This is a genomic window from Pseudarthrobacter leeuwenhoeki (assembly GCF_055412885.1).
The window spans coordinates 60,071-83,506 of the sequence record NZ_JBVAYY010000001.1 but is presented as its reverse complement, the minus strand read 5'-3'; the positions used below and the strand labels follow the sequence as shown (position 1 = coordinate 83,506).

At 67.7% G+C, this 23,436-nt stretch carries 23 protein-coding genes, 2 tRNA genes and 3 pseudogenes; 9 read left to right on the top strand and 19 right to left on the bottom strand.

Annotated features, from left to right (window positions below; translation table 11 throughout):
- The first annotated feature begins 107 nt into the window (after positions 1 to 107).
- Together ACZYX4_RS00430 and ACZYX4_RS00425 are read left to right on the top strand one after the other, a co-directional pair.
- Positions 108 to 2,570 carry an LGFP repeat-containing protein gene (locus ACZYX4_RS00430; RefSeq protein ID WP_463872894.1) on the top strand — a complete coding sequence of 821 codons (2,463 nt, stop codon included), beginning with the start codon at positions 108 to 110 and terminating at the stop codon, positions 2,568 to 2,570.
- A 331-nt stretch (positions 2,571 to 2,901) separates the two neighbouring features.
- Positions 2,902 to 3,300, top strand: coding sequence for a hypothetical protein (locus ACZYX4_RS00425; protein WP_463872893.1), 399 nt, complete (start codon positions 2,902 to 2,904; stop codon positions 3,298 to 3,300).
- Positions 3,301 to 3,315: 15 nt separating this feature from the next.
- On the opposite strand, the gene ACZYX4_RS00420 is transcribed toward ACZYX4_RS00425, so the two are convergent.
- From ACZYX4_RS00420 to ACZYX4_RS00400, 5 genes are all read right to left on the bottom strand, one after another.
- Positions 3,316 to 3,978 (bottom strand): NAD(P)-binding oxidoreductase, encoded by a 663-nt coding sequence (locus ACZYX4_RS00420; protein WP_463872892.1) that lies wholly within the window; start codon positions 3,976 to 3,978, stop codon positions 3,316 to 3,318.
- A 147-nt stretch (positions 3,979 to 4,125) separates the two neighbouring features.
- Positions 4,126 to 4,199: transfer RNA gene (locus ACZYX4_RS00415), tRNA-Met, on the bottom strand.
- Positions 4,200 to 4,261: 62 nt separating this feature from the next.
- Positions 4,262 to 4,333 (bottom strand) — tRNA-Thr (locus ACZYX4_RS00410).
- 233 nt (positions 4,334 to 4,566) lie between these two features.
- Positions 4,567 to 6,687, bottom strand: coding sequence for a DEAD/DEAH box helicase (locus ACZYX4_RS00405; RefSeq protein ID WP_463872890.1), 2,121 nt, complete (start codon positions 6,685 to 6,687; stop codon positions 4,567 to 4,569).
- Positions 6,688 to 7,079: 392 nt separating this feature from the next.
- Positions 7,080 to 7,733, bottom strand: a complete 654-nt coding sequence (locus ACZYX4_RS00400) for an MOSC domain-containing protein (RefSeq protein WP_463872889.1) — start codon at positions 7,731 to 7,733, stop codon at positions 7,080 to 7,082.
- Between the two features lie 305 nt (positions 7,734 to 8,038).
- On the opposite strand from ACZYX4_RS00400, the gene ACZYX4_RS00395 reads away from it, so the two are divergent.
- Complete coding sequence (locus ACZYX4_RS00395) at positions 8,039 to 9,247, top strand: acyl-CoA dehydrogenase family protein (protein WP_463872887.1); 1,209 nt, start codon at positions 8,039 to 8,041, stop codon at positions 9,245 to 9,247.
- A 9-nt stretch (positions 9,248 to 9,256) separates the two neighbouring features.
- Here the strand turns inward: ACZYX4_RS00395 and ACZYX4_RS00390 are convergent.
- From ACZYX4_RS00390 to ACZYX4_RS00365, 6 genes and pseudogenes are all read right to left on the bottom strand, one after another.
- Positions 9,257 to 9,376, bottom strand: a pseudogene (locus ACZYX4_RS00390) (SDR family oxidoreductase); the annotation flags it as partial.
- A gap of 197 nt (positions 9,377 to 9,573) precedes the next feature.
- Positions 9,574 to 10,851 carry a glycosyltransferase 87 family protein gene (locus ACZYX4_RS00385; RefSeq protein ID WP_463872886.1) on the bottom strand — a complete coding sequence of 426 codons (1,278 nt, stop codon included), beginning with the start codon at positions 10,849 to 10,851 and terminating at the stop codon, positions 9,574 to 9,576.
- A 6-nt stretch (positions 10,852 to 10,857) separates the two neighbouring features.
- Positions 10,858 to 12,075 (bottom strand): cystathionine gamma-synthase, encoded by a 1,218-nt coding sequence (locus ACZYX4_RS00380; RefSeq protein WP_463872885.1) that lies wholly within the window; start codon positions 12,073 to 12,075, stop codon positions 10,858 to 10,860.
- A gap of 92 nt (positions 12,076 to 12,167) precedes the next feature.
- Positions 12,168 to 13,553, bottom strand: a complete 1,386-nt coding sequence (locus tag ACZYX4_RS00375) for a cystathionine beta-synthase (protein ID WP_463872883.1) — start codon at positions 13,551 to 13,553, stop codon at positions 12,168 to 12,170.
- Between the two features lie 104 nt (positions 13,554 to 13,657).
- Positions 13,658 to 13,792 (bottom strand): VOC family protein, encoded by a 135-nt coding sequence (locus ACZYX4_RS00370; RefSeq protein WP_463873205.1) that lies wholly within the window; start codon positions 13,790 to 13,792, stop codon positions 13,658 to 13,660.
- A 53-nt stretch (positions 13,793 to 13,845) separates the two neighbouring features.
- A pseudogene (locus ACZYX4_RS00365) lies at positions 13,846 to 14,088 on the bottom strand (VOC family protein); the annotation flags it as partial.
- 107 nt (positions 14,089 to 14,195) lie between these two features.
- On the opposite strand from ACZYX4_RS00365, the gene ACZYX4_RS00360 reads away from it, so the two are divergent.
- Positions 14,196 to 15,188, top strand: a complete 993-nt coding sequence (locus tag ACZYX4_RS00360; protein WP_463872881.1) for a DNA-3-methyladenine glycosylase family protein — start codon at positions 14,196 to 14,198, stop codon at positions 15,186 to 15,188.
- A 94-nt stretch (positions 15,189 to 15,282) separates the two neighbouring features.
- On the opposite strand, the gene ACZYX4_RS00355 is transcribed toward ACZYX4_RS00360, so the two are convergent.
- Both ACZYX4_RS00355 and ACZYX4_RS00350 read right to left on the bottom strand, forming a co-directional pair.
- Positions 15,283 to 16,203, bottom strand: a complete 921-nt coding sequence (locus tag ACZYX4_RS00355) for an endonuclease domain-containing protein (protein ID WP_463872879.1) — start codon at positions 16,201 to 16,203, stop codon at positions 15,283 to 15,285.
- A 132-nt stretch (positions 16,204 to 16,335) separates the two neighbouring features.
- Complete coding sequence (locus ACZYX4_RS00350) at positions 16,336 to 18,012, bottom strand: AMP-binding protein (protein ID WP_463872878.1); 1,677 nt, start codon at positions 18,010 to 18,012, stop codon at positions 16,336 to 16,338.
- A gap of 101 nt (positions 18,013 to 18,113) precedes the next feature.
- Between ACZYX4_RS00350 and ACZYX4_RS00345 the strand changes: the two genes are divergently transcribed.
- The gene (locus ACZYX4_RS00345) at positions 18,114 to 18,392 is read left to right on the top strand and encodes a putative quinol monooxygenase (protein WP_463872877.1); all 279 of its coding nucleotides are present in this window, start codon (positions 18,114 to 18,116) and stop codon (positions 18,390 to 18,392) included.
- A gap of 120 nt (positions 18,393 to 18,512) precedes the next feature.
- On the opposite strand, the gene trxA is transcribed toward ACZYX4_RS00345, so the two are convergent.
- Positions 18,513 to 18,926, bottom strand: coding sequence for a thioredoxin (gene trxA / locus ACZYX4_RS00340; RefSeq protein WP_463872876.1), 414 nt, complete (start codon positions 18,924 to 18,926; stop codon positions 18,513 to 18,515).
- A gap of 147 nt (positions 18,927 to 19,073) precedes the next feature.
- Between trxA and ACZYX4_RS00335 the strand changes: the two genes are divergently transcribed.
- Both ACZYX4_RS00335 and ACZYX4_RS00330 read left to right on the top strand, forming a co-directional pair.
- On the top strand, positions 19,074 to 20,060 hold the full coding sequence (locus ACZYX4_RS00335; protein WP_463872874.1) for an ABC transporter ATP-binding protein: 987 nt from the start codon (positions 19,074 to 19,076) through the stop codon (positions 20,058 to 20,060).
- On the top strand, positions 20,057 to 20,857 hold the full coding sequence (locus ACZYX4_RS00330) for an ABC transporter permease subunit (protein ID WP_463872872.1): 801 nt from the start codon (positions 20,057 to 20,059) through the stop codon (positions 20,855 to 20,857). Before ACZYX4_RS00335 ends, ACZYX4_RS00330 begins: the two co-directional genes overlap by 4 nt.
- Before the next feature lie 12 nt (positions 20,858 to 20,869).
- On the opposite strand, the gene ACZYX4_RS00325 is transcribed toward ACZYX4_RS00330, so the two are convergent.
- Positions 20,870 to 21,415 (bottom strand): acyl-CoA thioesterase, encoded by a 546-nt coding sequence (locus ACZYX4_RS00325; RefSeq protein WP_463872871.1) that lies wholly within the window; start codon positions 21,413 to 21,415, stop codon positions 20,870 to 20,872.
- Between the two features lie 93 nt (positions 21,416 to 21,508).
- Between ACZYX4_RS00325 and ACZYX4_RS00320 the strand changes: the two genes are divergently transcribed.
- Complete coding sequence (locus ACZYX4_RS00320; RefSeq protein WP_463872870.1) at positions 21,509 to 21,709, top strand: hypothetical protein; 201 nt, start codon at positions 21,509 to 21,511, stop codon at positions 21,707 to 21,709.
- Complete coding sequence (locus ACZYX4_RS00315; RefSeq protein ID WP_463872869.1) at positions 21,691 to 22,065, top strand: N-acetyltransferase family protein; 375 nt, start codon at positions 21,691 to 21,693, stop codon at positions 22,063 to 22,065. The genes ACZYX4_RS00320 and ACZYX4_RS00315 overlap by 19 nt, the downstream gene beginning before the upstream one ends.
- 22 nt (positions 22,066 to 22,087) lie before the next feature.
- On the opposite strand, the gene ACZYX4_RS00310 is transcribed toward ACZYX4_RS00315, so the two are convergent.
- The 4 genes and pseudogenes from ACZYX4_RS00310 to ACZYX4_RS00295 form a co-directional block, all read right to left on the bottom strand.
- Positions 22,088 to 22,492, bottom strand: a complete 405-nt coding sequence (locus ACZYX4_RS00310) for a VOC family protein (protein ID WP_463872868.1) — start codon at positions 22,490 to 22,492, stop codon at positions 22,088 to 22,090.
- A gap of 62 nt (positions 22,493 to 22,554) precedes the next feature.
- A complete protein-coding gene (locus ACZYX4_RS00305; RefSeq protein WP_463872866.1) occupies positions 22,555 to 23,097 on the bottom strand; it encodes a GNAT family N-acetyltransferase in 543 nt (180 codons plus the stop codon).
- Between the two features lie 21 nt (positions 23,098 to 23,118).
- On the bottom strand, positions 23,119 to 23,256 hold the full coding sequence (locus ACZYX4_RS00300; protein WP_463872865.1) for a hypothetical protein: 138 nt from the start codon (positions 23,254 to 23,256) through the stop codon (positions 23,119 to 23,121).
- A 51-nt stretch (positions 23,257 to 23,307) separates the two neighbouring features.
- Positions 23,308 to 23,397 (bottom strand): annotated as a pseudogene (locus ACZYX4_RS00295) (MgtC/SapB family protein); the annotation flags it as partial.
- Positions 23,398 to 23,436 lie beyond the last annotated feature (39 nt).

The window sequence follows — 23,436 nt, the reverse complement described above, 5'->3', positions numbered from 1 at the left end:
GGTTCCCGTTTCTGGCGATGCGCCGTTCCTAGACTGGCCTCACTTCCCGGTCTCCCGGCCGTTCTGCTGAGTGTTCAGTGGGGCGGCGGTCTCATGAAAGACGAAACGTGAACTCAGTACGGAAGACGACGGCGCTGCTGGCAGCGTTCGTTGTTACTCTTGCCTCACTCACCGCGGTGACGCTCTCGCCGGCTCTCGCTGATCCGGCGCCGACGCCTGCGTCGACAGCCTCAATCACTGCCACACCACTTCCCACGTCGACGGCGTCAGCCACCCCGGCGCCCGCGCCAACAGCAGCCACGGCACCCCCGGCCACGGTGGAGTCGGAGACTCTGACGGGTCCGGAGCCGCTGTTCACGGAGGTCATCGGCGGCAGCAATCCCACCTCCAGCCGCGGCACGGAGGGACACGGGTCCAAGGGCGCCGAGCAGCACACGGCAGCGACCGAGGCCTACTCCCTCGCCCGGAGCGGTGATATCAAGGTGAAGCTCGTCATGGTCCAGTTGGCGGACAAGAAAGCGACCATCCCGGAGGGGGACGCCCGGGCCGCCATCCAGACCAGCAGCGAGTACTGGCAGGCCGTATCGAACGGCCGGCTGTCCATGAGCGTCGCCACCGTCGAAAACAGGTCGAGCAAGGCAACCTCCACCCAGAGCTATTCCTCCATGATGAACACGATCGCCGGCGAAATCGGGTGGGTCCCCAGTCCCTACACGGCGCTTGTGGTGTTCGTATCCACGCAGACGCTGTCCGATGGGGCCTATGGTGCGGGCTGGAGCTACAACGGCACCAGCGGACGCGTCCTCATGCCGCTCCCGGCACCGCTGACCAAGAGCGTCCTGACCCACGAATTCGGGCACGTCCTGGGGCTGATGCATGCCAGCCGGCTCAAGTGTGCGAACGGAGCCGTGGACAGCGCCAGTAACCCGGACGGATCGTTCACCAACGGCACATGCAGCATCGAGGAATACAAGGACAACCTTGACCTGATGGGGGTATCACAGACCAGCCAGCCGGTGATCAGCTCCCCCATTTATGAGTTTGGCGGATTCGGTTCCGGAAACGAGGTGAGGAACATTGGAAAAGCCGCGGGCAAGAACTCCTACCAGTTGAAGGCTTGGGGAAGCGCGGACGACTACCGTGCCCTTAGGTTCGCGGATCCCATCAGCGGCGAGGACTACTACCTGGAACTTCGCCTTCCGGTGGGCAACGACGCGGCCACGGCCGTGAACGGCAACCGCGGGGTCAAAGTTGTCCAGGGTTACGGCGCAGGCTCCATCGCGTTGCAGCCCAGCACCACCACTTTCAGCGGCTACTACAGCTCCAACCAGGCATGGCAGGCCGGTCAGACGTTTACCACCCACGCCGGCACCCGGGTGACGATCGACTGGATCTCGAGTTCGGCTGCCGGGGTCACGATTGAATCAATGGCCGCAACGGCGGCGAAAGCCATCGAGTCTGTCGCGTCCACCACAACATCGCTGGGAAGCGCCACGTCTGGCGTCATCTGTGGCTTGCGGGATGGCGGCTGCTATCAGTCGTTCCAGTCCGGCAGTATCCACTACGCTCCGGGCACCGGCGCTTACGCCACACTGGCGGGAATCCACACCGCGTGGGGCGCCCTCGGCTACGAAAACGGCAAACTCGGCTACCCGACCACTAACGAAATCTGCGGACTCGCCAGCGGCGGCTGCTACCAGGGGTTCCAGGGCGGCACCATCCACTTCACCACCGCCACCGGCGCCTACGCCACCTGGGGCGGCATCCGCACAGCGTGGGGAGCCCTTGGCTACGAAAGGGGCAAACTCGGCTACCCGACCACCAACGAAATCTGCGGACTCCCCGACGGCGGGTGCTACCAGTCCTTCCAGGGCGGCGACATCCACTACTCCCCCGCCACCGGCGCCCACGGCACCTCCGGACCGGTCCGGGCCACGTGGGGGTCCCTCGGCTACGAAAGGGGCAAACTCGGCTACCCGACCACCAACGAAATCTGCGGGCTCTCCAACGGCGGGTGCTACCAGTCCTTCCAGGGCGGCGACATCCACTACTCCCCCGCCACCGGTGCCCGCGCCACGTGGGGCGGTATCCGCGCCACCTGGGGCACCCTGGGCTACGAGAACGGCAAGCTCGGTTACCCCATTACCAACGAAATCTGCGGACTCGCCAACGGCGGCTGCTACCAGGGGTTCCAGGGCGGCACCATCCACTACTCCCCCGGTGTCGGCGCCTACGCCACCTGGGGCGGCATCCGCGCCAGCTGGGGCACCCTGGGCTACGAAAACGGCAAGCTCGGCTACCCGACCACGAATGAAATCTGCGGACTCGTCAACGGCGGCTGCTACCAGGGGTTCCAGGGCGGCACCATCCACTACGCCCCCGGCATCGGCGCCTACGCCACCTCAGGGCCCATCCGCGCCACCTGGGGAACCCTCGGCTACGAAAACGGCAAACTCGGCTACCCCACCACCAATGAGACCTGCGGCCTCGCCGACGGCGGGTGCACCCAGAGGTTCCAGAATGGGGCCATCAACTGGTCCCCTCAGCGAGGCAGCGTGGTCGTTCCCTAGTCCATGCGAACAAGTTTCGCCTTGGCTTAGAGGATTCGGGGTTTTACCGAATCCCCTTGATCTGCAGGCTCGCTTGAGCTGTGATTGCGGGACAGCCCGCGCAGGCGCAGGTGTTTGAAATGCCGCGGGTTCAGATAGCCGGCCGCAAGTAAGAAGGAGTCCGCTCCCGCCACATTCGCTGGCGGGGGCGGACTCAACCGTTTCAGGGTCTGGCGGCGCCGCCCTGTCCTCAGGGCAACCGCGTCGGGGTTACAACAACCCGCGAAGAAGCGAGGAGCAGTTGCTCGGAATAATCAGGCCGCCCTCCTTTTAAACGCTTGGTCCGCCGGCAGTGGCGGCCCGGCGGGCCGGGGCCTGTCCCGGCTCCGACGAATCCGCCAGCCGGATCACATCCGCGCACATCCTGCCCGGCAACAAATACCTCAAAGCCGCCCTGGGCACGGCGGCGCTCTCCGCGTCCCGGAGCAAGGACACCTACCTGTCCGCCAAATACCGGCGCAGCGCTGCCCGCCGCGGACCAATGAAAGCCATAGTCGCCATCGAACACGCGATCCTCACCGCAGCCCGGCACCTGCTCGCCGACGGCGAAGGCAACGCCGACCCCCGCGCCGGACTACTTCGCCAAACGCCAACCCGCCCGAACCCGGGCACGGGCCGTGCAACGGTTCGAGTAACCCGGCTTCACCGTCACCCTGGAACCCCTCAGCCAAGCCGGCTAAGACCGTGGTGAGGCCCTGTTTTCACGCTAGCTCACGGGCTCCAGGGCGGCCGCCAGAGGCAGGGTGCCGTCCCGGAATTCAATGGTGCGCCCGGCCGTGGAGGGCAGCCCCAGCACTGCCGCGGCGACGAGGGCCACGTTGGCGCGGGCCGTCTCCGAGCCGTCGGAAGTGTCCGCAGGGTTCACCTCGATCAGGCCGTTGCCGGGACCGTCAGTGAGGGCTCCGGGACCCAGGATGGTCCAGTCCAGGTCCGTTCCGCGCAGGTACGCGTCCGCGGCGGCCTTGGCCTCGGCATACACGAAGAAGCCGTTGTCCTCGGGGACACCGTGATCCGGCCCCGCGCCCAGGTAGGAGACCATGATGTACCGCCCGACGCCGGCCGCGGCCGCCGCGTCCATCGACCGGATGGCGGCATCCCGGTCCACGGCGTAGGTCCGCTCGGGGCTTCCGCCGCCGCCGGCGCCGGCCGACCAGACCACGGCGTCGTGGTTCCCGAACGCCTCGGCGATCTCCGCCGTCGTCGAATGTTCAACATCCAGAACAACGGCAGTGGCGCCCGTTGCCGCGACGTCCTCCCGGTGGTCCGGGTTGCGGATGAAGGACGTCACGTCCATTCCCTCCCCGGAGAGGATGCGGGACAGTTCCAGAGCCACCTTGCCGTGGCCGCCAATGATTGCGATTCGTGTCATGGACCTATTCTGTCCCACAAACCCGAAGCTGCAACCGTTGCGCTACCACTTATCGCGGCCAAGAAGCCCGTTAGGGCACCCGGAGTGATAGGGCAACGGGGGTTAAAACAAAAGGACCCCGCAGGCTGGGCCTGAAGGGTCTTTCTGTAGCGGCGGGGAGGCTCGATCTCCCGACCTCACGATTATGAGTCGTGCGCTCTAACCAACTGAGCTACGCCGCCATAAATGAGGAAAACCTGCGCTAAGCCGGTCAAAAACCGCCTTGACACAGGCCCTCATTCAGAGCCCCCCACCGGAATCGATCCGGTGACCTCGTTCTTACCAAGAACGCGCTCTACCACTGAGCTAGGGGGGCAACGAGTAAATACTTTACCGGAAGATTCCGCTCCCAACAAATCGGGGCCTCGACGGTCCCTGCTGCGTCACAATCGGCGGAAATCCGGGGTCACGGAGGCCCGTCGGGGACGCGCGGGGCAGCCCGGCGCCACCGCCGGACGTGCCGATGTGACCAAGGGAACTTAACGAGGAACGGGCCGGCTGGTGGGCCGGCCCGTTCCTCAGGGTGCTGCAGAGCCTAGCGGCTGATGGTTACCACTTGGTGCGGGGCTTGAAGCCGCCCTCGGTGCGCGGCTTGCGGGCCGCGTCGGTGCCTACTCCGCGTTCGTTGCGGTCGCTGAAGGAGCGTCCGCCACGGTCAGCGGAGGACCGCTCGCCGTCGCTCTTGCGGAATTCCCGCTTGAAGCCGCCGTTGCCCTTGAAGTTTCCTCCACGGTCGCCGCCAGCGGCGTAACCGCCACGGTCGCCGCCGCGGCTGCCGCCCTGGCCGCCACCCTGGTAGCTGCCGCGCTCCCCGGAGGGCTTGCGGCCGTTGTCCAGCTCGAGGTGGATCAGCTCGCCGCCGATCCGGGTGCGGGACAGGGCCTTCAGCTGGTCGGCGCTCAGGTCCGCCGGGAGCTCCACGAGGGAGTGGTCGGCGCGGATGTCGATGCCGCCGATCTGGGCCGAGGAGATGCCGCCTTCGTTGGCAATGGCGCCAACGATGGAACCCGGCATGACGCGCTGGCGGCGTCCGACGGCGATCCGGTAGGTGGCGTTGCCCTCGGTCAGGGTGCGGGTCGGGCCGCGGGAGCCGAAGCCGTCCTTGGCGCGTTCGCGCTTCTGGAATTCAGGAGCAGCAGGCAGTTCCTTCACCAGCAGCGGCTGGCCGCCCTGGGCCATCACTGCCAGTGCGGCAGCGATTTCCGCGGCCGGCACGTTGTGCTCTTCCTCGTAGGAGGCGATGAGGTCGCGGAACGACGAAACATCCTCGGAGGCGAGGGTCTCGGTGATCTTCTCCGCGAACTTGCCCAGGCGCAGGGTGTTGACCGACTCGGCGGTGGGCAGGTGCATCTGCTCCACCGGCTGGCGGGTCGCCTTCTCGATGGACCGCAGCAGGTACTTCTCCCGCGGCGTCATGAACAGGATCGCGTCGCCGGAACGGCCTGCACGGCCGGTGCGGCCGATGCGGTGCACGTAGGACTCGGTGTCGTGCGGGATGTCGTAGTTGACCACGTGGCTGACGCGCTCAACGTCAAGGCCGCGGGCCGCGACGTCGGTGGCGACCAGGATGTCGATCTTGCCGTCACGCAGGGCCTCGACCGTGCGTTCGCGCTGCTGCTGCGGGATGTCGCCGTTGATGGCGGCGGCCTGGAAGCCCCGTGCACGCAGCTTGTCGGCGAGGTCCTCGGTGGCCATCTTGGTCCGGACGAAGGCGATGACGCCTTCGAACGGCTCGACCTCGAGGATGCGGGTCAGTGCGTCGAGCTTGTGCGGGCCCATGACCTGCAGGTAGCGCTGGCGGGTGTTGGCGCCCGTGGTGGTCTTGGACTTGACCTGCACCTCGGCCGGGTTGTTCAGGTACTGCTTGGACAGCCGGCGGATCTGGCTCGGCATCGTGGCGGAGAACAGTGCAACCTGGCGGCCTGCGGGGGTCTGCTGGAAGATCTGCTCCACGTCTTCGGCGAAGCCCATGCGGAGCATCTCGTCAGCCTCGTCCAGCACCAGGTACTGGAGTTCGGACAGGTCGAGGGAACCCTTGGAGATGTGGTCGATCACGCGGCCGGGGGTACCGACGACAACCTGGGCACCGCGGCGCAGGCCGTTGAGCTGGGGGCCGTAGGCGGAGCCGCCGTACACCGGGAGGACGGTGAAGTCGTCGATGTGCTTGGCGTAGGAGGTGAAGGCCTCGGCGACCTGAAGGGCCAGCTCACGGGTCGGAGCGAGCACCAGGGCCTGGGTCTTGCGGGACGGGCCATTGAGGTCGTGGAGCTCGGCCAGACGGGACAGCGCCGGTACTGCGAATGCTGCAGTCTTACCGGTGCCGGTCTGGGCCAGGCCCACGACGTCGCGGCCTTCGAGCAGCAGCGGGATGGTTGCTGCCTGGATCGGGGACGGCTTCTCGTAGCCAACGTCCTGCAGGGCTGCAAGGACGCGGGCGTCGATGCCGAGGTCCGCGAACTTGACGCCTTCATCTTCGGCGTCGTCTTCCTTCGCGGGGGCAGCCGGGGCTTCGGCCTGCGGAGCAGCTTCGGCAGCAGCCGGAGCGTCGGTGTTCGCAGGAGCCTCGGTGAATACCGGGGCGGAGCCGGCTGCGGGGGCAGCCGTTTCAGAAGTCTCGACGTCGGTCTGGACAGTTTCGGTTTCGACGGAGTTGTTCTGATTTTCGGGCATAGGTGAAATATCCTCATCCATAGGGGCCAAGCGGCACAACCCGAGGTGAGCGGAGCCGCAGTACGCGTGACCGAAATCGCCGGACATATTTTGACCGGCCGGTCACATAGAAGCCCGGCGCTTTCGCAATCCCGTGGCAGGACTTCCCGCTGCATCTCTTGGCTGCTATCCCAGCAGTCTGTACAGCGTTTTCTTTAGCCGGCTCTCCCTATGAAAATGCCCGCATCTCAATTGCGCGGGCCCCAACACTTACCAGTCTTGCCTCAAGAATCGGGCAGGAAATAAGGGATTTCCGGAGTGGGGGATAGTTCAATTGTAGGGCATGGATCCGCCCATGGGTAATGCAGGGGCCCACAACGGCGGTGAGCTTGCGCACACGGGCACCCGGTCCGCTACACCCCGAGGCGGCGCTGAAGCTTCGCGAACTCCCCCTGGTACTCGGGCTGGAGGCGGATCTCCCCGTCGGCGTCGGCGTCCCGCAGGGCCTCCATGGCTCCCACCGTGGGGTCGCTGAACCATGTGCCGATGGTCACCCCGTGGGTGGGAAGGAAGATCTGGTGGATGTGGTCGCCCGCCTGGATACTGCCCACCCGAACCACCCGCAGATACGTCCCCACCCGGCCGGCGTCGCCGAATCGCTTGACCCAGTGCGGCTCATGCATCCGGCGCTGGAATGTCGCGCAGGGCGTGCGGGGGGAAGTCACCTCGACTTCGACGTCAAGTCCGATCTTCCAGCGTTCGCCGATGATGGCGTTGGTGGCGCTGATGCCGGCCAGGCGCAGGTTCTCCCCGAAGATCCCCGGCGGCAGTTCACGGCCAAGCTCCGCGGCCCAGTAGTCCGCGTCGTCCTGGGAGTAAGCGTAGAGCGCCTGGTCCTCCCCGCTGTGGTCGACCCGGCTGGCCTGGACGTCCCCGCGCAGCCCGAGCCTGTGCACCCTGACCGGCCCGGCCACGGGCCGTTTGTCGATCGCTGTCACGCCCACGCTTCCGGGGTCGGCCAGCAACTGGTGTACGCGGCAGACGGCAAGCACAGAAGCGGTGTCCATGGCACCAGTGTAGGCCTGGGCCCCGGGACCGCCCATGGGGCATGTCCCCCGCGCCGCGGAGACCGTGCGCCACCGAGACCATGTGCCGCCGAACCGTGCGCCACCGAGACCATGTGCCGCCGAACCGTGCGCCACCGAGACCATGTGCCGCCGAACCAGCGCGACGCTCCTGCCCAGTTACTTTCCCGCCCGGACACCGAATGCCCTGCGACACCGGCGTGTTGGCCAGGATCCGGGCACGTGTCCGGAAGTAACTGGGCGGGAAGGCCGGGCGGGCAGTTGCGCCAAGACCGTAGGATGCTGGAATGAGCAACGAAGCTGGTTTTCCCCATGGTTCTGAAGGAACAGACGTGTCCGACGTCCTGGCGATCGATTCCCTGCTGAGCGCCGGGGAACTCGCCGTCCGGGAGCGGGTCCGCGATTTCACCGAGCAGCGGATCCGTCCCGGCATCGCGGGCTGGTACGACGAGGGGGTCTTCCCGCTGGAGCTGGCCCCCGAACTGGGGGAACTCGGCGTCCTCGGAATGCATCTGGAGGGCTATGGCTGCCCGGGCCGTTCCGCCGTCGAATACGGCCTGGCCGCGATGGAACTGGAAGCCGGCGATTCCGGGATCCGGACTTTCGTCTCCGTGCAGGGTTCGCTGGCCATGACAGCCATCCACAAGTGGGGCTCCGAGGAGCAGAAACTTCAGTGGCTCCCCCGGATGGCCGCCGGCGAAGTGATCGGCTGCTTCGCGCTGACCGAACCAACTGCCGGCTCGGACCCTGCCGCCATGAAGACCTTCGCCCGCCGCGACGGCACCGGCGACGACGCCGGCTGGATCCTGGACGGCACCAAACGCTGGATCGGGCTCGCCTCGGTGGCCGACGTGCTGGTGGTGTGGGCGATGACCGAGGATGGCGTCCGCGGCTTCGTGGTCCCCGCCGGCACCCCCGGGGTCACCGCGACGCCGATCGGACAGAAGCTCTCAATGCGCGCCTCGATCCAGTGTGATGTCGCGTTCGACGGCGTCCGGCTGGGTCCGGAGGCCCTGCTTCCGGCAGCCCGGGGGCTGCGTGGCCCGTTCAGCTGCCTCAACGAGGCCCGATACGGGATCGCGTGGGGTGCGATGGGTGCGGCCCGGGACTCCTACGAGGCCGCGCTGAAGTACTCGCAGGAGCGGCTGCAGTTCGGCAAGCCGCTGGCGGGATACCAGCTGACGCAGGAGAAACTCGTGAACATGCTGCTCGAGATCCAGAAGGGCACGCTCCTGGCGCTGCAGCTGGGACGGCTCAAGGATGCCGGCAAGCTGCGGCCCGAGCAGATCTCGCTGGGCAAGCTGAACAACGTGCGTGAGGCGATCGCGATCGCCCGCGAGGCCCGGACCATCCTGGGCGGGAACGGGATCACCCTGGACTATTCGCCGCTCCGGCACGCCGCCAACCTTGAGTCCGTGCGCACCTACGAGGGCACCGACGAGGTCCATACCCTGGTCCTGGGCCAGCACATCACCGGACTGGCCGCCTTCCGGTAGCCCTGGCGCTCAGGCGGAGAAGCCGCCGTCGGCCTTGACCAGCTGGCCCGACACCCAGCGGCCATCGGGCGAAAACAGGAACGCCACCCTACCGGCCACATCCGCCGGGGTTCCGAGCCGGCCCCGGCCGGCGCGCGATGCCCGCCCCGCTTCCCGCCAGCCCGCCGACGCCGGTTACGATGACCGTGTTGCGGTGCGCCGGGGCCCGGCAGACGGGGCGGCGGACGGGGCGGCGGACGGGGCGGCTTCCATGCGGACCGGCCTGGCGGCGGGCAGGGTGGCTTCCATGCGGACCGGCCTGGCGGCGGGCAGGAAAGACGGAGTCGCTAGGACCCCTGGCGGAGCGCGGCGCGGGAAGGGCGGTAGGCCAGCGCCCAGTACACCAGCATGGCCATCCCGCAGAGCACGCCAAGGCTCGCCACGATGAGCTGCCACTGGGTCTGCGGATCCTTGCCCCACTCGGCCGCCCCGCCCATGACCGAAAGGTACTTGGGCGTCAGGTAGAAGGCCAGGGCCGAGAACGCCACGATGATCCACCCGGCGAGGCGCATCCGTCCGTTCCGGGACGGCACCCGGTGGATCGCGAAGCCCATGCAGGGCAGTGCCACGGCCATCCACACCCAGTGGTGGGACCAGGACACCGGGCTGATCAGCAGCATCAGCACGGCAGTGGCCGAGACCGCGACGAAGTTCTCGTCAGCGTCCACCGCCCACTTGATCACGAGCGCGGCCACCGCGGCCAGGGCCAGGGAGAGCACCAGCCACAGCATGCTGGTCAGGCCGGAGTCCGGGAGTCCCAGGTGCAGCAGCAGGCCTTTGACCGAGAGGTTGTCCACGTACGCCGGCCCGCCGATCCGTCCGGTGTCCGGCAGGATCTTGGTCCAGAAGGTGAGCGAGGCGTGGGGCAGCAGGGCCCAGGCCAGTCCGATCGAGCCGAAGAACCCCGCTGCCATCCAGCCGAGGGCCTTGAAATCGCGGCGGACCAGGAAATACAGCCCGAACGCCAGCGGGGTCAGCTTGATCCCGGCCGCGATGCCGATCAGCAGCCCCGCGGGCCAGCGGATCTGCCCGGCCCGGGCTTTCCCGTAAAGCGCGAAGTCAGCAAGGATCAGGCCCATCAGGATGATGTTGATCTGGCCGAAGTCGAAGGTGTCCCGCCACGGACCCAGGAGCAGGATCGCTGCCGTGCCGGCCAGGGCCACGGCCCGGAAGCGCCAGTCGGCGAACGCATTCCGCCAGCTTCCAAGGCGGAAGTAGTGCCGCGCAAGCCAGGCGGACACGGTCGCGGCGCCCAGCAGCGCCGTGCTGATGAACACCAGGCTGCCACCGCCCTGGCCCAGCGTCGCCATCGCCGCGAACAGCAGCGCCGCGAACGGCGGATAGGTGAACGGCAGCCCGTCCCGCGGCGCGTAGAGCTCGTTGACGCCGGCCTCTCCGGTCTGCAGCACCCGGCTGCCGCCGTAGTAATACACCTCGAAGTCGTTCATCAGCGGGATGTAGGCCGAATACAGCACCACCAGGGCGGCGACGACGGCGAGCGCGCCGGCCGCCGTCGCGAGCCGGCCGCGCATGGTGGAGGGTGTGGCCCTGACGGTGGTGGTCACGGGTGCTTAACTGCCTGACGTGCCGGCGGCAGAATCAAGCTGCGCGAAGGCCTGCTCAAGGTCGGCGATGAGGTCCTCGACGTCCTCGATGCCGCAGGAGAGCCGGATGAGGTTGACCGGGACGGCGAGTTCGGTGCCCTTGACCGAGGCATGCGTCATTTCCGAGGGGTAGTTCATCAGGGATTCGATCCCGCCGAGGGACTCCGCCAGGGTGAACACGGAGGTGGACTCGGCCACCTTGCGTGCTGCCGCCTCGCCGCCCTTGAACTGCACGGAGATCATGCCGCCGAACTTCTTCATCTGCTTTTTGGCCAGCTCGTGCCCGGGGTGGGAGGGCAGTCCCGGGTACAGCACGGCCTCGACCTCGGGGCGCTGCAGCAGCCATTCGGCCACGGCCTGCGCGTTGTCGCTGTGCCGGTCCATCCGCACGCCCAGGGTCTTGAGGCCGCGGGTGGTCAGGAACGCGTCCATCGGGCCCGAGATCGCACCGACGGCGAACTGCACGAAGCCGACCTTCTCGGCCAGCTCCGCGTCGTTGACGATGATGGCGCCGCCGACGACGTCGGAGTGCCCGCCGATGTACTTGGTGGTGGAGTGCACCACGACGTCGGCGCCGAGGGCCAGCGGGTTCTGCAGGTACGGCGAGGCGAAGGTGTTGTCCACCACGAGGAGGGCGCCGGCGTCGTGCGCCAGCGTGGCGAGGGCCGCGATGTCGGTGATCTTCATCATCGGGTTCGACGGCGTCTCCACCCACACGAGGCGGGTGTTGCCCCCGTTCGATCCACCAGCCGCCACGGCCTTCGCGACGGCGTCGAGGTTGGACATGTCCACCGGGGTGTTGCCGATGCCCCACTCCCCCAGCACCCGGCTGATCAGCCGGTAGGTGCCGCCGTAGGCGTCGTTGCCGAGCACGATGTGGTCACCGGGGCGGGTGAGCGCACGGATCATGGAGTCCTCGGCGGCGAGCCCGGAGCTGAAGGAGAACGCGGCGGTCCCGCCCTCCAGCGCGGCGAGCTGTTCCTGCAGCGAGTCGCGGGTGGGGTTGGTGCCGCGGCCGTACTCGTAGCCGGCGCGCAGCACGCCGATCGCTTCCTGGGCGTAGGTGGTGGAGAAGTGCACGGGCGGCACGACGGCGCCGGTGCGCGGCTCGAACTCCTGGCCGGCATGCACGGCGCGGGTGTTGAAACCGGGGGTTGGTGCGGAGGAGCTTTCTGGCAAAGACATGTGCGTTCCTTTCGGCCGGCGGACGGGCACCCCGGGGGCGGTCCGGCTGCCGGGTCAGTGGCTGTTGCAGATACTGAGGTCGGTTGCGGAGCTCAGTTGCTCAGGTAGGCGAGGAGGTCGTGCCGGGTCAGGATCCCCACCGGAGCGCCGACAAACGTCACCATGAGGGTGTCGGTGTCGGAGAGGAGTTCACGGGCCGTGGTGATCGATTCGAGCGAACCGATCACCGGCAGCCGGGCCTCCATGTGTTCGGAGATCTTGTCCGAGAGGGTGGCCTCGCCGCGGAAGAGCTTGGCGGTCAGGGTGCGTTCGTCAACGGCGCCGAGGACCTCGCCCATCACCACGGGAGGTTCCTGGGACAGCACCGGGATGTGGGAGACGCCGTACTCGTTCATGATGTTGATGACGTCGCGGACGCTCTCGTTCGGGTGGATGTGCACGAGATCGGGCAGTTCCCCGGTCTTGGCCTTGAGGATCTCGCCCACGGAGGCTTCGTCGCCGCTGGCCAGGAAGCCGTAGGAGCGCATCCACTGGTCGTTGAAGATCTTGGCCAGGTAACCGCGGCCGGAGTCCGGCAGGATTACGACGACGACGGCGTCCTCGGGCAGGTCCCTGGCAACCTTCAGGGCGGCGACGACGGCCATGCCGGAGGAGCCGCCAACGAGCAGGCCTTCCTCGCGGGCCAGACGCCGGGTCATCTCGAAAGAGTCGGCGTCACTGACGGCGATGACGTTGTCCGGAATGGACTTGTCGTAGTTGGAGGGCCACATGTCCTCCCCGACACCCTCGACGAAGTACGGCCGGCCGGTCCCCCCGGAGTAGACCGAACCGGCCGGGTCGGCGCCGATGATCTTGACCACGCCGCCGTCGGCCTCCGCGCGGTGGGCGGAGACTTCCTTGAGGTACCGGCCGGTACCGGTGATGGTGCCGCCGGTGCCGGCGCCGATCACGCAGTGCGTGATCCGGCCGTCCGTGTCGCGCCAGATTTCCGGGCCGGTGGATTCGTAGTGGCTGGTCGGGGCGGCCGGGTTGGAAAACTGGTCGGGCTTGTAGGCGCCGGGAATCTCGGTGACCAGCCGGTCCGAGACGCCGTAGTAGCTTTGCGGGCTGTCGGGGGGTACGGCGGTGGGCGTCACCACGACCTCGGCGCCGTAGGCCCGGAGCACGGCGCGCTTGTCCTCGCCGACCTTGTCCGGCACCACGAAGACGCAGCGGTAGCCCTTCTGCTGGGCCACGAGGGCCAGGCCGACGCCGGTGTTGCCGGAGGTGGGTTCCACGATGGTGCCGCCGGGCAGGAGCTTGCCTGTGCGTTCGGCCTCCTCGATCATCTTCACCGCGATGCGGTCCTTGATGGAACCGCCGGGGTTCAGGTACTCCAGCTTCACCAGGACCGTGGCCCCGATGCCTGCGGTGACGTGGTGCAGCTTGACGAGCGGCGTATTTCCGATGAGGTCCAGAACGGACTGGGCGTACTTCATACGTACAAAGTTACCGTCTCCGCCCGCTAGACGCGGCCCCGGGGCACGGCGGAGCCCTGGCCGGGGCGCTGGCGGAGCCGCCCACCGGGGCCGCCCGCCAGGGCCTAAGCCCCGATGTCGTCCCCTCCTGCAGACGCGCCGGCCGCCTCCCCTGCCGGCGCCGCGTCCTGCCACAGGCCCACAATGTTGCCCTCGGAGTCCTTGAAGTAGGCGTTCCAGCCAGACCCCGGAACCTCCATTTTTCCCGGTGGACGGAACCGCCCCGCGCCACGATTTGCTCCAGGGCGGCGCCAATGTCCTCCACATCCACCGTCACGACCGGGGCGGTGAGTTGGCCGGTGCGCAGGAACAGTCCGCTGTTGATGGATCCGGACACCGCGGGCCGGCCGTGTTCATCCACCGGTGTGGTCATCGCGAGGCTGTAGTCCATCTCCGGCAGCACCTGGAACTCCCAGCCGAAAATCGAACTGTAGAACTCCCGGGCGCGGTTCTCGTCGTCCGCGGGGATCTCGAAATGCACTACTCCACCAGCCATCACATGCTCCTAAGAACCCAGGGAATCGGGCCCGTGCGGCGGGCGCGGCCGGTGCATCGGGTGCCGCCGGTGCAGCCGCTGTCAGGCGTTCGTGGAATCATGGTCGGGTGACCATTGCAGAGCTCCCGGCCGGCGTCGCCGCTGCGGCGGACGCCTCCCTGCGGTGGCTCCCGGGCGGTCCCTATGACTTGATGCAGACCATCGGTACGCTGCTGCGGGGGCGCGGCGATCCGTCCATTCGCACCGCACCGGACGGCCTCTGGATGGCGTTCACCACGCCGTCGGGTCCGGCCTCGCTCCGGCTGACGGTGGCTTATCCGTCGGACTGTCCGCCGGCGGATCCCGCCGTCGAGGTCCGGGCGTGGGGGCCGGGTGCCCTCGATGCCGTCGCTTCCGCGCCGCGGATGCTGGGCCGCGACGACGACTGGTCCGCCTTTGATGAGCCCGCGTTCCACGCCACCCTCCCGCGGATGGTTGTTCAGGCCCGGCGCCGGAACCCCGCCGTGCGGCTGCCCGCCACCGGCCGCCTGGTCGACGCCCTCGTGCCCACGATCCTGGAGCAGAAGGTCACCGTGATCGAGGCCCGGCGCGGCTACCGCTACCTGATGTACCGCTTCGGAACCCCCGCCCCCGGCGCCGGCACCGTTGCCCCGGCGAATCTGATGGTGCAGCCCACTCCCGGGCAGTGGCTGCGTATCCCGTCCTGGGAATGGCACCAGGCCGGGGTGGGTCCGCAGCGTTCGGCGGCCGTTATGCGCGCGCTGCGCTCCGCCGACGCGCTGGAACGGCTTGCCGTGCTCCCGGCCGCGGAGGCCTCCGCGAAGCTGCAGACCATTCCCGGAATCGGCGCGTGGACCGCCGCGGAGGTCGTGCAGCGCACGCACGGCTGCCCGGACTCGGTTGCGGTGGGCGACTACCATCTTGCGGCGTACGTGGGGGCGGCGCTGACCGGACGCCGCACAGACGACGCCGGGATGCTCCGGCTGCTGGCCCCGTGGGCCGGGCACCGGCAGCGCGTGGTCCGGATGATCGGCCTCAGCGGCTTCCGCAAACCGACCTTCGGCCCGCGGATGACCATCCAGGACCACCGCAGCCACTAAGCGCGCCCCCCTCCGAAAAGCAACGCGGGGTCACATAGCGCCCGTCCGGGGCCCCCTTTTGGGCGCTACGTGACCCCGCGTTGCTGTGGGCTGGTCAGCCGCGGCGGAGCCGGGCCCTCTTGATCCGGGCGACGACTCCTTCGAAGTCCTCGGCCAGGTCGTCGGCGTTGACTTTGAAGTACGCCCAACCGGCGCTGCGGAACGCCTCGTCCCGCCGGTTGTCCCGGGACTGCTGTTCGCGAGAGAGGTGGTGCGCGCCGTCGTACTGCAGGGCGATCCGGTACCTCCGGTAACCCAGGTCAGCGGCCGGCGAGCGCTTGTCGTCCGGGTCGAGCTGCAGTTGCAGCTCAGGCTCCGGCAGCCGAGCATCGACCAACGCCAGCCGGAGGAAGGTCTCCGGGAAGGAGTCTGCCCCCACGCGCATCCCGTCCAGGGCAAGCCGGGCCTTCTCCACGCCCTTCATATTGGGATGCTGGCGAATGAGCAGCCGCAACCCTTCCTTCTGTGCGTACGGTTCGGACCTCTGCTCGAGCCCCGGCCGGGGTATCCGGATGATCTGGTCACCAAGGGCGATCAGGTAGTTGAGCGGCAGGACCGCGGCCAGATCCAGCCAGGTCCGGGGCGGGGCCGTCACAGGGACGCCGTCGACGTCGGTCAGCTCGCCCGGTATGCACCGCACGCGGTGGCCGGTGACCCCGGCCCGCCGGACCCGGGGCAGTTCATGCGGCTTGCTGAGGTGGATGCTGGCACAGCCGCCCAGCCACGGGGGCAGGCCCAGCAGGGTCAGGACGGCGGCGGATTCGTGCGACACCCAGGCGCCGGGTGTGGCGGCGGTCAGCACGCGGGCACGTTCGATGATCTCCAGATGCCGGCCGGCGGGAAGGTAGATGAGCCGGCCGCCGTCGGACAGGTCCTTCGCCCGCAGCCGCTTGGGCGGGATGCCCAGCACGCGGGACTCATAGACGGTGAACGGCGTCTGGGCGAGGCTTTCGGGGAGCGGCGCGATGCGGACCATGTGCCCCATTGTGGCCGCCTCCCGGCCCCGGCGCAGAGGTTATCCACAGGCCCCCCGGCATCACTACAACGCGGGGTCACATCCGGCCCATCCCGGAGGCTTTTATGGGCCGGATGTGACCCCGCGTTGTGGTTAGAGGCTCAGCCGGGCCATTGCTTCCTGCCGCATGTCCACCTTGCGGATCTTGCCGGAGACGGTCATGGGGAAGTCCTCGCGCACGTCCACGTAGCGCGGGATCTTGTAGTGCGCCAGCTTCCCGCGGCAGAAGTCCGCCAGGCTGCCGGCATCCAGCAGTGCGGCGCCGGGCTTGAGGATGACGCAGGCCATCAGCTCCTCGCCGTACTTGGCGTCCGGCACGCCGATCACCTGGACGTCCTGGATGTCCGGGTGGGTGTACAGGAACTCCTCGATTTCTCGGGGGTAGACGTTCTCGCCGCCGCGGATCACCATGTCCTTGATCCGGCCCTCGATCACGATATAGCCGTCCTCGTCCATCCGGGCGAGGTCCCCGGTATGCATCCAGCCGTCGGCGTCGACTGCCTCGGCGGTCTTGTCCGGCTGGTTCCAGTAGCCCTTCATGACGGAGTACCCGCGGGTGCACAGTTCGCCGATCTCGCCGCGCTGCATCACGTCACCGGTCATCGGGTCCACCACCTGGCTCTCCAGGTGCGGCATGGTCCGCCCCACGCTTTGGGTGCGCTGGGCCATGGTGTCCACGCTGCGGGTCATGGTGGACACCGGCGAGGTCTCCGTCATGCCGTAGCAGATGGCCACATCCGCCATGTTCATCTCCGAGATGACACGGTTCATCACCTCGATGGGGCACAGCGAGCCCGCCATCACCCCGGTGCGCAGGGTGGAGAGGTCGTAGGAGGCAAAATCCGGCAGCGCGAGTTCGGCGATGAACATCGTCGGCACGCCGTACAGCGAGGTTCCGCCGAAGTCCTGCACGGCTTCCAGCGCCGCGGCGGGAGTGAACCCCCGGCCCGGGATGATGGTGGCGCAACCGTGGCTGAGAGCGGCCAGGTTTCCGATCACCATGCCGAAGCAGTGGTAGAAAGGCACCGGAAGCACCACCCGGTCGTGTTCGGTGTACTCCAGCAGCTCTCCGATCGAGTAGCCGTTGTTCAGGATGTTGTAGTGCGAGAGCGTGGCCCCCTTGGGGAAGCCGGTGGTGCCGGAGGTGTACTGCAGGTTGATCGCGTCGTGGGGGTCCAGTTCGGCCATGCGCGCCTTCAACGCGGCATGGGCGACGTCGTCGGCGCGCTTGAGCAGCTCCGCGAACGTCCGCTCCGCCGGGGCATCTGGGACGCCGGCGGTGAGGCTGGGCAGGCCGCCGTCGGGCAGGAACACGAGTTCGCTCAGCTCCGGACATTCGGCCAGCGCCTGCCGCGCCATGCCGGTGTAGTCGCTGTTGCGGTCCGACGGCGCCGCGACGAGCATCCGCATGCCGTTCTGCTTGACCACAAATTCCAGCTCATGGCTGCGGTACGCGGGATTGACGTTGACCAGGACCGCCCCGACCTTGGCGGTGGCGTACTGCAGGATGGTCCACTCGGCACAGTTCGGGCTCCAGATGCCGATCCGGTCACCCTTGGCCACGCCCAGGGCGAGCAGCGCGCGCCCCAAACGGTCGACGTCGTCGTTCAGCTTGGTGTAGCTCCAGCGCCGGGCTTCTTCCCCCGGCACGGCAGCGGCCTCGACCAGGGCGTCGTGAAAGGGGAACCGGGCCACGATCCGTTCGAAATTGTCGCCGATGGTTTCCTGGAGCAGCGGGACGTCAGTGTCCCCGGCTGTGTATGCAAGCATGATGTGACGCTACCAACACTCCGCCCGCAAAAGAAGAGTTAAGCTTGGATGTCCTACAAAATTTTCGGGAGACGATGCCGCGGCCCGGTATTGTGACAACCATGAGCGCACCCATTGACCTGCAGGCCATCTTCATTCCCAACGACGGCGAGTTCTTCCGTGTGAAGCTCGCGCTGGAGATCGCGATTGACGAGGTGGTCAACGAACCCGGCTGCATCCGGTACGAGCTCACCGAGGCCAGCGAGGACAAGCTGGTCCTGACCGAACAGTGGGCCACGCAGGAGGACCTGGACAAGCACTCGAAAGGCACCGCCGTCCAGGACCTCAATGAATCCCTCAGCGCCCTGCTGGCCGAGCCGGTCCAGCTTGTAAAGCCCTAGCCGAGCCCCAGCACAAGCAACGCGGGGTCACTCCGCGCCCATTAATCCTGGGATTATGGGCGCGGAGTGACCTCGCGTTGCTGTCTGCCGGGGGTTGGTGTCTGACGGCCAGGGAGGCGCCTAGGCCTCGGGGATCTGGCTGCCGTCCTGCTTGCCGTCCGTCGCGGCGGCCTCGGCCTGGGACCGGGCCACGTGCGCGTGGACTTCTTCCATGTCGAGGGCCTTGACGGCGTCCACGACCTGCTCCAGCTGCTGGGCATTCAGCGCGCCCGGCTGGGAGAACACGAGCACCTTCTCGCGGAACGCCATCAACGTCGGGATGGACGTAATGCCGGCCTCGGCGGCGAGCTGCTGCTCGGCCTCGGTGTCCACCTTGGAGAAGACCACGTCCTGGTGCTTCTCGGAAACTGCGGCGTACGTGGGTCCGAACTGCTTGCACGGGCCGCACCATTCGGCCCAGAAATCAACGAGGACAATGTCATTGTCCTCGACGGTAGATGCGAACTGTTCACCTGTAATGTTTACGGTAGCCATGGCTCAACGGTACGCGAGCAGCCCCTGATTGTCCCCTGCATTTCGCTGTTGGCACATCCAGATGACGGCCCTCCGGCGCACCCTGCCATTCGGCCCGGGGCCCTCAGACCCTAGCCCGCACGGCGGCCACCGCCTAGCATCGGCGCCATGCCCCCCGACGAGGTAAAAACCCCCGGCCAGGCCATCACGGTCGACTCCCTGACCAAGAAGTTCGGCCGCCGCGAAGTCCTGCACGGGGTCAGCTTCGGCATCGAGAGGGGCTCCGTCTTTGGCGTGATCGGGCCCAACGGTGCGGGCAAGACCACAGTCATGAGGTGCCTGCTGGACATCATCCGGCCCACCGCCGGCACCTCGGCGGTGCTCGGCGAGAACCCCCGGACCGCGGGCCCGGCGCTCCGCCGCCGGATCGGATACCTGCCCGGTGAACTGTTCCTGGAGGGGCGGATCACCGGCCGCAAGCTCTTGTCCCATTACGCGGACATCAGCGGACCCGTCAGGCCGGGCCGGGTCGATGACCTGGCCGAACGGCTGGGCCTGGACCTGGACCGGCACACCCGCAAGCTTTCCAAGGGCAACAAGCAGAAACTGGGGCTCGTCCAGGCCTTTATGCATGATCCCGAGCTGCTCGTGCTGGACGAACCGACGAGCGGACTGGACCCCCTCGTCCAGCAGGAATTCCTCACCATGGTCCGCGAGGCCCAGGCCAACGGGCAGACGGTCTTCCTCAGTTCCCATGTGCTCAGCGAAGTCCAGCACGCCGCCGACACGGTCGCGATCCTGCGCGACGGCCGCATCATCACGGTCGCCACCGTGGACAGCCTGCGGGAAGGCGCGGTCCGGCACGTGCGGTTCACCGCCACCGGGATTTCGGCGGCCGACGCCGGCGCGCTGCTGGCAGCGGTGCCCGGGATCGGTCACCTTGAGGTGCTGCCGGCGGGCGACGGCGTCGAGCTCTCCGCCACGCTGGGCGGCGCGATCCAGCCGCTGCTTCAGGTCCTGGCCACCCTCAAGCTCACCGAACTGGTGCTGGAGGACCCGGACCTTGAGGAATCGGTTCTCGAGCTCTACGGCACCATCCGCGGCAGCGGGACCGGCGGCAACGGACGCCGCAGGCGCAAAGGACACGGCGCATGAGGAAGCCACTGCCGCTGTTCACGCGGGCGTTCGTGGACTCCTGGCGTTCCACCCTCGGGTGGGCGGCAGGGCTCGCAGCCACGATCTTCATCTACCTGCCGCTCTATCCCTCGATCGGCGGAAGCCCGGAGATGCAGGGCGTGATGGATGCCTTCCCGCCGGAAATGATCAAGGCCCTCAACTACGACCAGATCACCTCGGGACCCGGCTACACCCAGGCCACCATGTTCGGGCTGATCGGCTTCCTGCTGATGACCATCGCCTCGGTGGTGTGGGGAGCGGCGGCGGTCGGCGGGGACGAGGAATCGGGCCAGCTGGAACTCACCCTGGCACACGGTGTGACCCGCGCGCAGGTGGTCCTGGAACGGGCGCTGGCCATCCTGCTGCGCGTGCTGCTGCTCGTGGCCCTTGTGTTCGTGCTGATCCGGCTGCTGACCGATTCCGCCCAGCTGAACATCAGGCCGGAGAACCTTTTTGGCGCCTCGGTGCTGTTCGCGGGGCTGACCATGCTCTCGGGCAGCACGGCACTTTTCGCCGGTGCCGTGTCGGGGCGGAAGACCTACGGGCTGGCCGCCGGCGCCGGCGTCGGCGTCCTGGGCTATGTGTTCAACGCCGTGGGCCGGCAAAGCAAGGACGTCGACTGGCTCCTGAACCTCTCACCCTACAGCTGGGCGTACGGCAACAACCCGGTGGCCAACGGGGCGGACTGGGGGGCCGCGGGCTTGCTGTGGGGAATTTCGGCCGTTCTCGTGGCGCTCAGCGCGGTGGCACTAAGCCGGCGCGACGTCGGAACCTAGGTCCGGACCGGCTCAGGCCCAGACGTGGGGCGCCGGGCGCCGCGCGCCGGGCAGGGCATTGGTTTCGCGCCATTCGTGGATCCATTCGGGCAGTTCCAGGTCCGCCGGCGGCGCCCCGAACTCGCGGATTATGTCCTCCTGGCTGACCGGCTTGCCCTTGCTGACCATGCGGGTGGCGATGAAGGCGCGGGCGTAGATTTCCCCGTCCGCCACCATGCGCTGCTCGAAGTAGACGGCTTTCTCGTCGAGGCCGATGATCTTCGTTTCGATCGTGTAGCGCTGCCACAGGTGGAGCGACCGGCGGAAGGCGATGGTCTCCCCGGCCGACACGGGGCTCCATCCCCGGCGGCGCATGGCCTTCCAGATTCCGCTCCGGGCCATCAGGTCGAACCGGCCCAGGTCCATCAGGGAAAAATACATGCCGTTGTTGACATGCATCGCGATGTCAATGTCCGTCGGCAGGACCTTCAACGGCAAGGACGAAGTCTCCCAGATGCTCAGCGGGGAGCGGCGGGAGGACGTGAACAGCAGGACAAGCGTGCGGAGAAGCAGATGCATGGGGACTATGTTACCCGCGAGTAACAACACTGCCAAGAACCGAGACCGTGGCTTTCTGTCCGGGACCGCGGATCACCCAGCAGCCTGCGCGGCGTGGACATCGACAGCGAACGATACAAGGCCCAGACCCTCACGGAGCTCCACCTCCTCAAGCCCCTCGGACGCTTCCTCGGGGCACACCTCGACCCCGCGGACCCGGTAGCCGCCGAACGCCCGGGATCCACGGTTCCGCCGCTGCGGAGCAGGACCGTGGTCACCTCGCTCTGCGTCCGGCGGTGCAGGGGATCCAGATAGGCCGGCGGGAGAAACGGTGGCGCGGGATCATCACCGCCGCCGTCTCGGACATCCGGGTGGCCTGCGCCGGGATGGACATTGTCGGCTGGGCGAGTGCGGGTGCCGGCCGCGATGACGGCGGGCCCCGGCACAGGGAATTGGAGGGCATCTACGTGCTCGCCAGCCACTACGGTTCGGGGGCGGGTCAGATGCTGCTGGACGCGGCCGTGGGCGACGGCGGCGCGTACCTCTGGATTGCGGAGGACAACCCCCGCGCCTTCGCCTTTTACCGGCGCAACGGCTTCGTCCCCGACGGGGCCACCACGGTGCACGAGCTGGCCGGGACCCCGGTCCGGATTCTGCGGATGGTGCGCTGAGCGGAGCCGTGCGGGCGCGGCGTCAGTCCGTGGCGATCAGCTCGGCTTCGAAGCCGTCCGAGTTCACCAGGTACGCGGCAAAGTGGTCCGGACCTCCGGCATGCGGATACTTCTCCGGGAACAGCTCACGCCAGCCGTGCCCGACGGCGGCCGTGGCCAGGGCGTCGACCTGCCGCCGGGTCCCGGCGCTGAAAGCCAAATGGTTGAGGCCGGGAGCGGTGCGTTCGTGCTTCCGGCTGCTGAGGGCCGGGGATTCCTCGACAACGATGTACGTCGGCCCCCGCCGCCAGCTGCACCCGTCCGGCCAGTCCTGGCAGTCCTGGTAGCCCAGCCGGGCCAGGAGCCAGCCCCATTCGTCCCTGGCGCGGCCAAGGTGCGGCACCCACAGTTCAACATGGTGCAGGGCCCCGAGCGATTCATCAGTCACCCAGAAAGTCTCGCACGCCCGCGGCCGCCGGCTTCCGCCGGCTTCCGCCGGACTCCGGCACCTCAGTAGAGGATGCGCTGGAAGAGGATGTGGTCCCGCCAGCCGCCGGCAATGTTGAGGTAGGCCGGCGCCACGCCGATTTCCGTGAAGCCCGAGCGTTTGAGGATCGTCTGTGAGGCGGCATTGTGCTGGAGGGTGGCGGCCTGCAGCCGGTGCAGGCCCAGCTCGTCCCGCGCCGCGTCGACGGCAAAGGCGACGGCCGCAGAGCCGATCCCCCGCCCGTTGTAGTCCTTGTCCACCCAGTACCCGAGGTGGGCGCTGAGGAACGGCCCGCGGACGATGCCGCTGAGGGTCATCAGTCCCACAATCTTTTCCCCGTCGGTCAGCACCCACGGAACGTCAGATCCCGCGATGAACAGGGCCAGCTTGGACTGGACACCCATCATCTGGCCGTCAACGGTGAAGAACTCCTCGGCCCGCAGCGGTTCCCAGGGCGCGAGGTGTTCGCGGTTGCGCAGGTAGGCGTCGCACAGGGGTTCTGCGTCGGAGGATCTCAACACCCGGATCCGGACGCTGCCGGCCAGGGCCGTGCTGGTCCCTGTCATCCGGGAGCCCCGCTAAGCGCCTCAGTGTTCATCGTCGTCGTCCTCGCTCGGATCGGCACCCCGGACAATCACGTTTGCGACGCCGTTCAGGTCCATCAGGGGAAGGACGAGAGTGCGCAGCGGATGGCGGCCGTAGAACCGTACCTCCATCGGGACCATCGGCTTCTGTCCACGGTGGGAATTCTACGGACTGTAGGGGCAATCACGAAAGGCGAAGCCGTAAGCGGACACGAGGGTGAAGGCATACGAGCCGAGTCCCCCGGGCATATGGGTCCGGCAGCCCGCATTTTTCTGCCGGACCGGCCCGGATCACTTCCCATTGCTGACTCCAGCAAGCGG